The sequence below is a fragment of the Nocardia sp. JCM 38205 genome, from assembly GCF_058222935.1.
The window spans coordinates 430,592-443,535 of record NZ_JBYHFL010000005.1; the positions used below are offsets into that span (position 1 = coordinate 430,592).

A 12,944-nucleotide genomic window follows, 5' to 3' on the forward strand; every position below is an offset into this window, starting at 1 on the left:
TTCACCCCTCCGTCGCATTCCGGCTCACCTGATCTGGCACCGTCGGCACGCATGAGCGTCTGTCATCGCATCGTCGCCCTCTGCGCCGGACTGCTCAGCGTGAGCCTGCTTGCCGGATGCACCTCCGAGCCGCCTACGCCCGAAACGGCCCCACTCGTCTCGACGGACGATCTGCCCGAGGCCAAGCCCGGCGAGGTGCATCTGTTCGGATTCAATGACCTGCACGGGCATCTGCAACCACCGGAAGGCTCGAATGGACAGATCGCCGGGCACGAGGCGGGTGGGGCCGCCTACCTGGCGACGCATCTGGCGCGGCTGCGCACGGCCTACCCGGAGAGCGCGGTGCTGCTGGCCGGTGACAACTTCGGTGCCAGTCCGTTGGTGTCGTCGCTGTTCCACGACGAGCCGACGGTGCAGTATCTGAATGCACTGCGACCTGCGGCGTCGGCCGTCGGGAACCATGAACTCGATGACGGTGTGCTGGAGTTGGCCCGGATGCAGCAGGGTGGGTGCGCGCTCCACGGGTGCTCGCCCGGAACGCCGTTCACGGGGGCGGAGTTTCCCTACCTCGCGGCGAATATGACCAACAGCGAGGGGAAGCTGCCGCCCGGGCTTCGGCCGTGGACGATGATCGAGGCAGGCGGGCACAAGATCGGTGTGGTCGGTGTCGTGACACCAGAAACCGCGCAGATCGTTTTCCCGGAGGGCATTCGCGGATACAGCTTCAGCGATCCGGCGGACGCGGTCAACCGGCACGTGCCGGACGTGCTCAGCGCGGGCGCCGAGGTCATCGTCGGGTTGGTGCACGACGGCGGGAAACAGCAGGTGCCCGACGCCGACTACAACGGATGCGCGAACATCACACCGAACGTGCCCGAGCTGGCCCGGCGCACCGATCCGGCGGTGCGTGTGCTGTTCACCGCCCACAGTCATCAGTCCTATGTGTGCGAATTCGACGGCAAGATCGTGACGCAGGCGGCCTCGTATGGTCGGCTGATCACCGACGTCACGCTGCATTTCGGTGACGGTGGCGTGGACGTTCGGGCCGTCAACCGGGTGGTGACCCGGGACGTAGCGCCGGATCCGGCCACGGTCGAGCTGATCGACTTCTTCGCCGCCGAAGCCGCGCCGAGGGCCGAGCGGGTGGTGGGAACCGCGGCCGAACCCTTGCCGAAATCGGCTGCACCGGGCGCGGAATCGCCGTTGGGCGATGTGATCGCCGATGCCATGCTCGACACGACGGCCGGACCCGCGCAGGCGGTGGCGGCGTTCATGAATCCGGGTGGGGTGCGCGCCGATATCGGGGCGGGTCCGATCACGTTCGGCAGCATCTACCAGTCGCAGCCGTTCGGCAATCAGGTGGTGACCGTCAGCCTGACCGGTCGTCAGATTGTCGAGCTGCTCGAACAACAGTGGAGCAAGCCGGATAAGCCGATCGTCCTGTCGGTGGCGGGCATCTCCTACGCCTATGACGATGCGGCGCCGATGGGCAACAAGGTCGATAGAAGCAGCATCCGAATCGGCGGAGAGCCGGTGAACGAGGTTGCGGTGTATCGGGTGACGACGAACAACTTCCTCGCCTCCGGTGGTGATGGGTTCAGTGTGTTCACCCGCGGGACCGATCTGACCGTTGGGCCGATGGATCTCGATGCGCTGGAGGCTTACCTGAGCGCACGCGGACCGGTTGCACCTCCGGCTGTCCGAGTGGAGCAGCGCTGATCTTGGTTGCTGCCCACCCGCACGAGCCGCCCACGAAGACCACGTCGACGCCAGCGCGATCACCAGGCACGACCGCGACCGAATGGACCAGCACAGATGATGCCGGTCGCGGCTCGAACCGCGTCCGATCAGGCGATGCCCTCGTTCACACTGGCACCCCAGCGGACGAGCTTCAGCCGCCCTTGATCCTGAATCCACTGGGAAATCGATGCATTCGGGACCGGCGGCAGTTCGTCGGTCAGCTCCGACCCCGGACCTGCGAAGATGCGGCGCAGCGCGGCGATGGTCGCATCGTGGGCGACGATCAGGATGTGGGCTCGGGCGGCGGGGCGTTCGAGGTCGTTGATGAGATCGCGCACCCGCAGGGTGACGTCGGCGAGCGATTCGCCACCTGGCGGGCGGTAGAACCAATCCCCCAGGCGCGCACGGCGTTCGGCTTCTTCGGGAGCGTCGCGCCGAATCGCGGCGGGTGACCACAGCTCCAGCGCCCCCATTTCGCGGTCCCGCAGGCGTTCGTCGACCACTACGACCGGATCGTCGCCGCAGCCGTGCGCGGCCTGCTCCATCGCCGCCCACGTGTGTCGCGTGCGCAGATATGGCGAGCAGAGAACAATCCGGGGACGGTCGCCGCCGAGCCGGGACCACCACGCGCCGAGTGCCGCAGCCTGCTGCCGGCCCAGCGCGGACAGTTCGATGGTCCGATCCGGGACGCGAGGGCGGGTGTCGGCGTCGGGACGTTCGGCGGCGGCGTTCACGGTGCTCTGGCCGTGTCTGATCGCCCAGACACCGGCGATCTCGGTCGGCCGGGGAAGCGGGTAGGCGATCGCTTCATCCACCGTGTCAGTCTGTCAGATGCGCAACCCATAGATAGTCGCGTGGACGACTCACCGCCACCAATCGCTGGCGGGCGAGCAGTTCCGCGCGGTCTCGGGCGCCGCCGGTGAGGTGGGCGGTATCGAATGGCTTGTCCGCGATGTGGAAGACGGCGGCGAAATCCATGCCCTTGGCCCGATAGACGGTGCCGACCTTGATGCAGTCGAGTTGCGTGCCGTCGTATTCTTCGAGCGAAAGCACCGGGAAGTTGGCCTGTTCCAGGACTTCTTGGAAGTGCGCCGCATCCTTTCTGGTGTTGACGATGACGGCGATATCGGTGACGGCCAGACCCGAGTCCTTGATCGCGCGGACCAGCACCGTGTCGATCTCGGCGCGGCCGACGAAACGCTCGCTGGCATCGCCGCCGGGCAGCACCGAGTCGCTGTCACGCAGCACGAATCCGCGACCACCGTCGAGATCGTCGACACTGTTTCCTGCCTCGATCTGCTGGGTGTAGCGCAGGATCGCTTCGCGGTTGCGATAGTTCCGCCGCAGTATGCGCCCGCGCCCCAGCAGTGGAATTCCGGCATCGGAGATGCGCCAGCCACCCGCATAGACCTGCTGCTGCCCGTCGCCGACCATGAGCAGGTTCGCGTCCGGGCCACCGCCGGCGATCTGGTGGACCAGGCGCAGCTGCATCAAGGTGAAATCCTGGACCTCGTCGACGACGACCATCGCGTAATCTTCGGTGCCGTCCAACGGCCTGGCCCGCAATTCATCGATCGCCTTGCGGATGATGTCGTTGAAATCGTCGGCGCCACGATTGGCCATGCGTGCCTGATACGGGCGATACAGGTGCTCCCACACGTAGTCCCGGCGGCTGCCGTGGAGTTGAATACCGTCGCGGCCGGTGCGTTTGATCGCTTTGTACGCATCGCGCGTCTCCAGGCCACGGCCTTTGATCGTGCGATCCAGCTCGTCTTGCCAATACTGGTAATCGGTGCCCTCGATCCGGCCCAGCACCTCGCGCGCCCGGCTCCAGGCGCGGGCGAAGGCATCTTCTCTGATGGTGGAGTCGAGGTAGTAGGGGACTTCGCGGCGTTTCAAGAACTCGATCGTCCACGCGTGCAGGCCGATGAACTTTGCCCGGCCGCGCGCGTGCGGGGCCAGATGAGCAAAGCTCTGCTCGTGATAGGCGGGCAGTGTCTTGACGAAGCTGGTGAACAGCAGCCGGCCAGGATTGTGTTTGGCGAAATGCGCCATCCGATGCAGCGCGACGACCGATTTCCCGGTGCCCGCCGGGCCGCTGAATCGGGCCGGGCCGGTGAAATTCGCGTGCACCAGGGCGAGCTGTTCCGGGTCGAGGAACGTCATCCACTCGCGGAAAGGGCGGGCCAACCCGTTCGCCCTCGCATCCTCTGCCAGCGACGATTCGCCGAACAGACCGTCGGATGCCACCGCGTCGGCAGCGGGCGCGGATTCGGTGGAAATGCGTTGATACCAGGTCAATCGGTCCGACACCGTCAAGGCGATGTCGCGGGCACGGCGCTTCGACAGCTTGGTCTCGCCCGCGATGAGTGTTTCGCGAATGGTCGATTCATCGACCGCGAGAAACTGATCGTGCGGTTCCACCCGAGCCGCCGAGGTCATCAGCAGCATGATGTCGAGCATGTGCGGGACGAACTGTTCACGCCCGAACAGCAGGCCCGCGAAGGCCTCCTCGGCATGTTTGCGGACCCGGGCCAGGTAAGCGCGCGAGGGCACGACATCGGTGAACACCAAGGCGTACACACCCGTACGGCCGATCGCGAACCCTGATGCTCGCCCCTCGTTGTCGCCGGCGCGATCGACCAATAGATGCCAATCGCGTTCGGACAACGGAACCGAAAGAAACCGCCGCTGCGCCGCCGTGAGCCGCGGCAGATCAGCGAGTTCGCGCTCGACCCACCGGCGCCTGCGCTCACGAGCAATGTCGGTCATGAGTGATCCCCTGCTTTCGGATGATGTTTGCATCCGAGGAGGAAGTTTACCGGAACATTGTTGCTTCAACAGTGAATTCTGCTCGTTGCCAACATAATTGGCGAATGTTCTTGCAGATGTCGTTGCATTTGCTTCGCACGGTTCGGCAGCCGGATCAGTGCGTGATGCACGCGAGTCGACGACTGCGTCGGTGTCGGCACACCGGCTGATGGTCCGGCGCCCCGCACCTCCCGACACCGCACCGGCATCCCGCTGGCCACCCGCCGTCCGCAGCCGGAGCCGCAGATCAACAAGGCGATTCCGCGCCCGGCAGGACGTTCGACACGACACGCCGTCGACTTCCGAAAACGCCGTTCCGACAGGGCGTGTGCGACGGATCCCGGGCGAAACCTGGCGCACGGAATTCCACGAATGCCATGCTGCTCACAGCCGATCGCGATCCGGCGATCATCTGCGAGGGGGATATCGATGGTTGAGTTCCGCATCGAACTGCTGCCTATTCCCATGTACGAACCTCCGTCGCGGCCGTACACGCCGCGCGGTTCGCGGAATCCGCTACCGGAAGGCCATGAGGCCGTGCCGTGCCGGAGTCGCTTACGCCCTCGGACGGCGCAGGCCCCCCATCGAGAACCCGCAGGAATCCGCCGGGCGGCGTGCTCGGTGGCGAGGTCGAATCACGGCGGTGAGGCGTTGGAACAGGCACGGCTGGCCGCCGAACGATCGCTGCGGGTGGCACTGGAAGTACTCGACCATCGACGGCCCGTCTCGCAACTGTCGGGCATTGCCGATGAACGCACGGTCGCGGCGGTCGGCACCTTGGTGCGGGCCGGCCTCGTGCCGAGCAGGGAACTCGGCGCCGCCGTCCTGGCGGGGCTACATGTGGAGATGGTCGACGAGCAGACGGCGGAGATCTGCGCCCGCTATCTGCGCGGTTCGCGCCGGCTTGCGCTAGCGGCACGGATCGAACGATCGGGAACTCGCGATTGGCACCTGACCGCGCTGCGGTTGAGCTGACCACGCCGGGCGCGGATCGGTCCCGGGGATGGCGGCGGGCATGGCATCGAAGGGCGTGGTGATCATGGCGTCGCCGGCACCGCAGCGGCGCGGGAATCGTACGGTCGAGCCGCTCCGTGGATTGGTTACGTTCTGGTCTCCGGCATCGAAACCCGCACGGCCGCAAGGGATCAACCGTACCGTTGATTGCTGGAAGTCGAGCAGCAAGGGGGTCGCGATGACCAACAGCGATTCGAGACGGACCAGGGTGTATCAGACCCTTCGGCAGATTCCGGACCTCACCCCGCGGCATCGGAACTTCTTGAGCGTGCCCTTGATCGACGACGCCTGGCATGTGCTCCTACACCGAGACTTGCCCCATCATCCGGCGAACGAGGCTGCCGCGATCGTGGTCGGCAGCCGCGGCGTGCACCTGCTGATCTTCGTCGAGCCAGGACGGCGGTTCCACCGCACCGACGACATCGCCCGCACGGCACGGCCGTTCGTCGCAGGGCTGCACAATGATCGGCATTACCTCGTCGCACAACGCATGCGCACGATCCTGCTGTTGCCCGACGGCGTCGCGGTAGCGGGTTCCGGACGCGACATTCCGACGCGGCCTGCCGACTTCGCCGCGACCTTGTCGCGGCTGGACAGGGATTTCAGCCCAGCACGAGCGCGGGCGATCGCGGACGAGATCGAGTACCGGGCGGCGTCGAACTACCGGCGGATACGCATCGAAGCACCAGAGCCGAATCCCACCGAATCGGCACTGCTCGACCGCTCGGATCTGGTGGCGCAACAGCGGGCGCGCGCCGCCAACCGCCCACTCGATGAGTGGACGACCTTTCGCGACCCGGAACTGATCGATCTGATCAATCGGACGTTCGGCGGCCCGGCACGGATCAGTGGTCCGGCGGGCACCGGGAAAACGGTGGTAGCGCTGCATCGGATGGCCCGCCACCTTCGGCACAACAGCGGGCCGGTGCTGTACACAACCTTCGTCACCACCCTTGCGGCTTGTCAGCGCACATATTTTCGACGCCTCGCGCCCGTGGTTCGCGATCGGGCCGAATTCGCCGGACTGCACGCATGGGCGAGACAGCTGATAGACAACCGCGGCGGCCATATCGAGATCGAGCCCACTCGGACCGATGACGCCTTCCAGCAGGCCTGGCGCCACGCCGGGACGACACTCGCCGCCATCGATGCCCGCGCCGATTACTGGCGAACCGAAATCGATCGGGTCATCAAGGGTCGCGGCATCCCGGACCTCCCGCACTACTGGGAACACGACCGCACCGGACGCAGCGGCCCCGATCTGAATCGCGACCAACGCGAACTCGTCTGGAATGAGCTCTATCTCCCGTACTGCGACATCCTGCGTCGACAGCGGCTCGGCGACTTCAACGACATGATCACCCTTGCGCTCGAGATGCTGACCGAGAAGCCGTACGAGAAGCCCTACGGGATGGTCGTCGTCGACGAGATCCAGGACATCACCCTCAACGGGCTCCGCCTGGCCCACGCCATCGCCGGCGGCGGTGCGGACGCACCACTGCTACTCGTCGGCGACGGCCAGCAACAGGTGTACGAGGGCGGCTGCCGACCGGCCGATGCCGGTATCGACGTGCGCGGACGCACGGCGGTGCTCCGGGTGAACTACCGCAACAGAGAAGCGGTCTACCGCCGGGCCGTGACGGTCAACGCGGTGAACGCGCTCGGCCGGTTCGACGGGTTGCCCGGATGCGCACTCAACGAGGCGCGCTTCGTGCTACCCGGCGGCGCGACCGTCGACTGGCAGGGCTCGGTCGATGAGCTCGACGCCGCCCTGCTCGCCGCCATCCGTCGACGCTCGGCCCCGCTGGGTGAACTCGCCGTCATCACGACGACCCGCCAACTAGCCGCCACGGTTGTCGACGGACTGCGGAAGGCAGGCATCGGCGCGACCGCGCTGGAGGACTACCGCGGCGAGCGCACGGACAAGATCAAAGTGGGCACCGTTCACCGGGCGAAGGGCCTCGAGTTCAGGGGAATCTTCTATGTCACCGAACCACCCCGGCCGTTGACACCCGGTTCCCCGGGAGCCGATCGGCAACGGGCCGAGCTCTGGGACCGCCAGACAATGGTCGCCATCACCCGGGCGCGTGACTTCGCCTGGGTCGGGTTCCTCGCTCGCACGCCGGACCGGCGCGACCACGGCTGGGATCGGGTCAACCGTGCGACGACGATCGGCTAGAGGTGCACGCGACCTCGGGCGATTCCGCTTCCGAACTGTTCGTCGAACCGTGGACGCGAGTACCTCGGCGGTGGGAAGCTCGATATAACCGCGTGTCGATTCCCGAGGACGGTGAGTCATGGTGGACAGAGCGAACGGGGTGGGGCGGCCGGAGGCCATCCGGAATGTGGTGCTGGTCGGGGGTAGCGGGTCGGGGAAAACGACATTGGTGGAGGCGTTGGCGCTGGCCACCGGGTCGGTGAACCGGGCGGGGCGGGTGGAGGACGGTACCTCGCTGTCGGATTACGACGAGATCGAACAACGTCAGCACCGGTCGGTGCAATTGTCGGTGGTGCCGGTGCAGTGGGAGGGGGTGAAGATCAACCTGATCGATACACCGGGGTATGCGGATTTCGTCGGCGAACTGCGCGCCGGGTTGCGGGCGGCGGATGCGGCGTTGTTCGTGGTGTCGGCAGCCGAAGGGGTGGAAGGAGTCGCCGGATCGACCCGAGCTCTGTGGGAGGAATGCGCGAGCGTGGGGATGCCGCGCGCCATCGTGCTCACGCATCTGGATACCGCGCGCGCCGACTTCGAGGAGATGACGCGGACCTGTCAGGCGCTGCTCGGCGGCGAATCGGCGGAGAATGTGCTGCCACTGCATCTGCCCGTGTACGGACCCGCCGCCGCCGACGGCCATCGGCCGGCGACCGGATTGATGGAGTTGCTGGAACAGCGGATCGCCGACTATTCGACCGGCCGGCGCACCTGGAAGGAACCCTCCGATGCGGAGCTGGCGATGATCGGACCGGCCAGGGACCGGCTGATCGAGGGCATCATCGCCGAAAGCGAAGACGAAACCCTGATGGAGCGGTACCTCGGCGGCGAGACGATCGAGCTGAGCACGCTGATCAGAGACCTGGAGCGCGCGGTGGTGCGCGGCAGCTTCCACCCCGTTCTGTTCGCGGCGCCCGCCGCCGAGGAGGGGTTACAAGGGCTCGGCACCCTGGAAATGCTCGAGCTGATGACCGCGGGGTTCCCCACCCCCGCCGAGCACGAGGTGTCGGCGGTGCATCTGGCGAACGGCTCGAAACCCACTCCCCTGCACTGTGATCCGTCCGGCGAGCTGGCGGCCGAGGTCATCCGGACCTCGTCGGATCCGTACGTCGGCCGGGTCTCGCTGGTGCGGGTGTACTCCGGCACCCTGCACGCCGACGACACCGTGCACATCTGCGGGCACGGCTCGGGCACCGACCACGACGCCGACGAACGCGTCGGCGGGATCACCGCCCCGTTCGGTAAGCAGCAACGCCCGCTGCGCGAGGCCGTCGCCGGTGACATCGCCTATGTCACCAAGCTCGGTCACGCCGAAACCGGCGACACCCTGTCCGGTACCGGCTCGCCGCTGCTGATCGAACCGTGGCAGATGCCGGAACCCCTGCTGCCCATCGCGATTCGCGCGCACAGCAAGGCCGATGAGGACAAGCTGTCGCAGAGCCTGTCGCGGCTGGTGGCCGAGGATCCGGCGATCCGGGTGGAGAACAACGACCGCACCCACCAGCTGGTGCTGTGGTGCCTGGGTGAGGCGCATCGTGACGTCGCGCTGGAACGGTTGCGCACCCGGTTCGGTGTGCAGGTCGATACCGAAGAACACAAGGTCGCGCTGCGGGAAACCTTCGGCGGCAAGGCAACCGGGCGCGGCAGGCATGTGAAGCAGTCCGGCGGGCACGGGCAGTACGCGGTGTGTGAGATCGAGGTCGAGCCGCTGCCGGAGGGATCGGGGATCGAGTTCGTCGACAAGGTGGTCGGCGGGGCGGTGCCCCGGCAGTTCATCAGCTCGGTGGAGAAGGGCGTGCGCGCGCAGGCCGCGCGCGGTGTCGCCACGGGATATCCGCTGGTCGATGTGCGGGTGACGTTGCTCGACGGTAAGGCGCATTCGGTCGATTCCTCCGATGCCGCATTCCAGACCGCCGGTGCGCTCGCGCTGCGCGAGGCGGCGGCAGGCGGCCGGATCGATCTGCTCGAACCGATCGCGGAGGTTCGGGTCAAGGTTCCCGACGACTACCTCGGGGCCGCGCTCACCGACCTCTCGGTGCGCCGCGCTCGCATCCTCGGCACCGAACCGGCCGAGACGGGGCGCACGCTGATCCGCGCGGAGGTTCCCGAACTCGAACTGTCCCGGTATGCGGTGGATCTGCGCTCGCTGACCCACGGCGTCGCGCACTTCAGCCGCGACTACCTACGTCATGACCCGATGCCCGCACAGCTGGCGGAGCGGGTGCGGAAGGAGTCGGTGTCGGCCTGACGCCCCCGCACTCGCCACGGCGTTTCGGTCGATGAACCAGCGCGCCGACAAGCCGCAGGATGTGCCAGCGCACATCGTGCCGAAGGGTCACCGCTCGAGCGATTCGACCGCTGTGATGGCGGTCCCCAATGGGTTGCGGACACGGTGCCCGGGGTGTTTACTTTTCGGCGCTAGGTGCCATCGTTCGCTGAGGCTCCTTCACGGAAACAGGCCGGCGACCCCGAACGTCGAGAGACGCCCCGGGTCAGGACAGGCTTCCCCGGCTTAAGGGGTGGCCCCGACCGGCTCCCACCGCCCGCAGGTGGGTTCACGCCGTGGAGTGCCAAAGGTCTGACGAGGAGTGGTACCCACCGGTGATCGACGCCGGTCCACTCCCTCGGCGCAGGAAGGGAGGTGGATGTCGTGTCCGACGGCAGTCATATACGCCGTGCCATCACACAGTCACCACGCCAGCTTCACCGCCGCGCCCTCGGCTGACTCCGCCGATCCGCCCGCCGGTGCGAGGTGGCGCGCCGAGCGGAAGAGGTTCTGCCATGACCACCTTCGATATGCTGCTGCGTCTCGGGACCGGAGTCGGGCTGGGTGCCCTGATCGGGATCGAACGCCAATACCGTGCCCGCATGGCCGGGCTGCGCACCAACGCGCTGGTCGCCGGCGGTGCGACCCTGTTCGTGCTGTTGTCCGCCCATGGTTTCCACGGTGAGGTCGCCGACCCGACGCGGGTCGCGGCACAGATCGTCTCCGGGATCGGGTTCCTCGGTGCGGGCGTCATCATCCGCGACGGGCTCAACGTGCGCGGGCTCAACACCGCCGCGACCCTGTGGTGCGCCGCCGCCGTCGGGGCGCTCGCCGGGGCGGGCATGTATCTCACCGCCGCGGCCGGAACACTCGCGGTGGTCGGGGTGAACATCGCATTGCGTGCGGCCGGCCGGGCCGTCGATCGCCGGCCGGAGGCCGGAGCCGAACGCCCGGTGCGGTACGTGTTCACCGCTGTCACCGACGACGCCAATGAACCGCAGGTGCGGGCACTACTGGTCCAGTCGTTGACCCGTACCGATTTCCGCCTGGTCGCGGTGGCGAGCGCCAACGGCGAAACCAGCGGTCAGGTGATGGTGCGGGCCGACCTGGTCGGCGATCAGCGTGATGACCGGGAAATGGAGTCGGCGGTGAGCCGGCTGAGCCTCGAACCAGCGGTCACCAGCGTCGGCTGGCGGATCGCCGGGATGGCGTCGGAAGTACCCGCGTGACCTCGCGGCACGCCCGCGGCGACCACGGCGGACACTCTGTTCTGCTCACTCATCGCCCGTCGCGGCGATGAGATCGAGCAGCCCCGGGAACCGCTCGTTGAGATCCTCCGTGCGCAGGCGGCTGCGCCGTTCGAGCCCGTACTGCCGTTGATGGATCACACCGGCCTCGCGCAGGGCCTTGAAGTGGTGGGTGAGGCTCGATTTGGGGCGGTCGAAGCCGAACCAGCCGCACGGATGGTCGAAGTCGTCGGACTCGAGCAGGAGCTTGCGGGCGATAGTCATCCGCAGCGGCTCCGACAGTGCGCCCATGACGCGTTCGAGGCGGATCTCGGCCGCCGCCGGCTCCGGCAGCAGCGGGGGCAGTCGCGGCTACGGCCGAACCGGTCGGATCGAGATGGCACCTCGCGCGCGCGGCCTGGACGGTGACGGCGGTGTTCGCGCTGTCGAACTCCCCGACGCCGCTCTACGTGCACTGGCAGCACGAGATGCGGTTCTCCCCGGCGACGCTCACGGTGGTGTTCGCCGCCTACATCGCGGGCCTGGTGGCCGCGCTTCTCGTCGCCGGGCGGGCAGCGGATAGCTTCGGCCGCAAGCGTGTCGTCATCCCCGGGATCCTGATCGCACTGGTGTCGGCGGGGCTGTTCATGGTCGCCCGCACGGTCACGGAGCTGATCGTGGCCAGACTGCTGGTCGGGGTTGCCGTCGGGATCGTGGTGTCCGCGGGCATGGCCGCGGTGGTGGATCTGGGTGGCGAACAGCGGCGCGGGCAGACGTCGATGCTCGCGTCGATCGCGATGGTCTTCGGTGCCGGACTCGGGCCGCTGCTCGGCGGCGCGATCTATCAGACCGCCGATTCGCCCGTGCTGCCGGTGTTCACGGTGAACATCGCGCTGCTGATCGTGGCACTGATCGGCTATGTGCGGCTTCCGCTGGCACAGCCCGCGCAGCAACCGCACGCGACCGCATCCGCAGGCACGGCAGGTTTCCCGTGGCCCCGCCTGCCCCGTGTCCCCAACCGGAACCGCATCCATATCGCGAGCGGCGCAGCCGTTTTCGCCCCCGGGCTGACCGCTACGTCTTTCGTGCTGTCGCTCGGGCCGTCACTGCTGATCCTCGCGGTGGGCAATACGTCACCGCTACTGGCGGGCGGAGCGGCGAGCCTGATGTTCCTCGCTGCGACCGGGTCCCAACTCGCGCTCACCCGGTTCACCGTGGAGCGCTTGTTCGCGCTCGGCGCCGCGAGCACAGTATTCGCCATGCTGGCCGTCATCCTGACCGTCCTCACGAAGAGCCCGGCCTTGTTCATCGCCGCCGCCGTCCTCGCCGGCACCGGCCAGGGCCTCGGACAACTGGGCGGCCTGCGTCTCATCGCCCAGCACGTCGAGACGCAGCGGCGCGCCGAAGCCAACGCTGCGCTCAATATCTGCGCATACCTTCCGGCCGCGGTTCTCACCGTTGGCACCGGATACGCGGTCAGCGAATGGGGTATGCCCGCTGCGGCGACGGCACTCGCGGGCGTCCTCGGCACGCTCGGCCTCGCACTGGGATTTGCCGCTCGCCAATGGAATTCGCAGGCATGAGCACGCGGCGTCGCGCGCCTGGCACCGGCCGATCGAGGTTCGGGCAGACCGGAGGAGAGAGTTGCCGGTGTGCAAAGGCGGCGAACCTGACC

General features: G+C 67.4%; 9 protein-coding genes and 1 riboswitch. Of the genes, 6 read left to right on the forward strand and 3 right to left on the reverse strand.

From position 1 onward, the window contains the following. The first annotated feature begins 51 nt into the window (after positions 1-51). Positions 52-1,719, forward strand: a complete 1,668-nt coding sequence (locus AC4HOU_RS20850; protein WP_490724995.1) for a bifunctional metallophosphatase/5'-nucleotidase — start codon at positions 52-54, stop codon at positions 1,717-1,719. Between the two features lie 128 nt (positions 1,720-1,847). Here the strand turns inward: AC4HOU_RS20850 and AC4HOU_RS20855 are convergent, their stop codons facing one another. Together AC4HOU_RS20855 and AC4HOU_RS20860 are read right to left on the reverse strand one after the other, a co-directional pair. After that, the gene (locus AC4HOU_RS20855) at positions 1,848-2,555 is read right to left on the reverse strand and encodes a histidine phosphatase family protein (RefSeq protein WP_490724996.1); all 708 of its coding nucleotides are present in this window, start codon (positions 2,553-2,555) and stop codon (positions 1,848-1,850) included. Positions 2,556-2,559: 4 nt separating this feature from the next. Next, positions 2,560-4,911: a UvrD-helicase domain-containing protein gene (locus tag AC4HOU_RS20860; RefSeq protein WP_490724997.1), complete on the reverse strand. Its 2,352-nt coding sequence runs from the start codon at positions 4,909-4,911 to the stop codon at positions 2,560-2,562. A 261-nt stretch (positions 4,912-5,172) separates the two neighbouring features. On the opposite strand from AC4HOU_RS20860, the gene AC4HOU_RS20865 reads away from it, so the two are divergent. The 4 genes from AC4HOU_RS20865 to AC4HOU_RS20880 all read left to right on the forward strand — a co-directional run bounded on the left by AC4HOU_RS20865 (position 5,173) and on the right by AC4HOU_RS20880 (position 11,272). Beyond that, the gene (locus AC4HOU_RS20865; protein ID WP_490724998.1) at positions 5,173-5,526 is read left to right on the forward strand and encodes an Rv3235 family protein; all 354 of its coding nucleotides are present in this window, start codon (positions 5,173-5,175) and stop codon (positions 5,524-5,526) included. Between the two features lie 217 nt (positions 5,527-5,743). Next, a complete protein-coding gene (locus AC4HOU_RS20870; protein ID WP_490724999.1) occupies positions 5,744-7,744 on the forward strand; it encodes a UvrD-helicase domain-containing protein in 2,001 nt (666 codons plus the stop codon). A gap of 118 nt (positions 7,745-7,862) precedes the next feature. After that, positions 7,863-10,025, forward strand: coding sequence for an elongation factor G-like protein EF-G2 (locus AC4HOU_RS20875; protein WP_490725000.1), 2,163 nt, complete (start codon positions 7,863-7,865; stop codon positions 10,023-10,025). A 172-nt stretch (positions 10,026-10,197) separates the two neighbouring features. Further along, positions 10,198-10,374: riboswitch (M-box (ykoK) riboswitch) on the forward strand. 184 nt (positions 10,375-10,558) lie between these two features. Continuing rightward, positions 10,559-11,272, forward strand: coding sequence for an MgtC/SapB family protein (locus AC4HOU_RS20880; protein WP_163815732.1), 714 nt, complete (start codon positions 10,559-10,561; stop codon positions 11,270-11,272). 45 nt (positions 11,273-11,317) lie between these two features. On the opposite strand, the gene AC4HOU_RS20885 is transcribed toward AC4HOU_RS20880, so the two are convergent. Further along, positions 11,318-11,581 carry an ArsR/SmtB family transcription factor gene (locus tag AC4HOU_RS20885; RefSeq protein WP_490725001.1) on the reverse strand — a complete coding sequence of 88 codons (264 nt, stop codon included), beginning with the start codon at positions 11,579-11,581 and terminating at the stop codon, positions 11,318-11,320. Between the two features lie 122 nt (positions 11,582-11,703). On the opposite strand from AC4HOU_RS20885, the gene AC4HOU_RS20890 reads away from it, so the two are divergent. Continuing rightward, the gene (locus AC4HOU_RS20890; protein WP_490725002.1) at positions 11,704-12,852 is read left to right on the forward strand and encodes an MFS transporter; all 1,149 of its coding nucleotides are present in this window, start codon (positions 11,704-11,706) and stop codon (positions 12,850-12,852) included. Positions 12,853-12,944 lie beyond the last annotated feature (92 nt).

Bases quoted from the DNA above. Each gene is read 5' to 3' on its own strand.
- AC4HOU_RS20870 (WP_490724999.1), top strand. From the start codon at position 5,744: ATGACCAACAGCGATTCGAGACGGACCAGGGTGTATCAGACCCTTCGG.
- AC4HOU_RS20875 (WP_490725000.1), top strand. From the start codon at position 7,863: ATGGTGGACAGAGCGAACGGGGTGGGGCGGCCGGAGGCCATCCGGAAT.
- AC4HOU_RS20885 (WP_490725001.1), bottom strand. From the start codon at position 11,581: ATGGGCGCACTGTCGGAGCCGCTGCGGATGACTATCGCCCGCAAGCTC.
- AC4HOU_RS20850 (WP_490724995.1), top strand. From the start codon at position 52: ATGAGCGTCTGTCATCGCATCGTCGCCCTCTGCGCCGGACTGCTCAGC.
- AC4HOU_RS20880 (WP_163815732.1), top strand. From the start codon at position 10,559: ATGACCACCTTCGATATGCTGCTGCGTCTCGGGACCGGAGTCGGGCTG.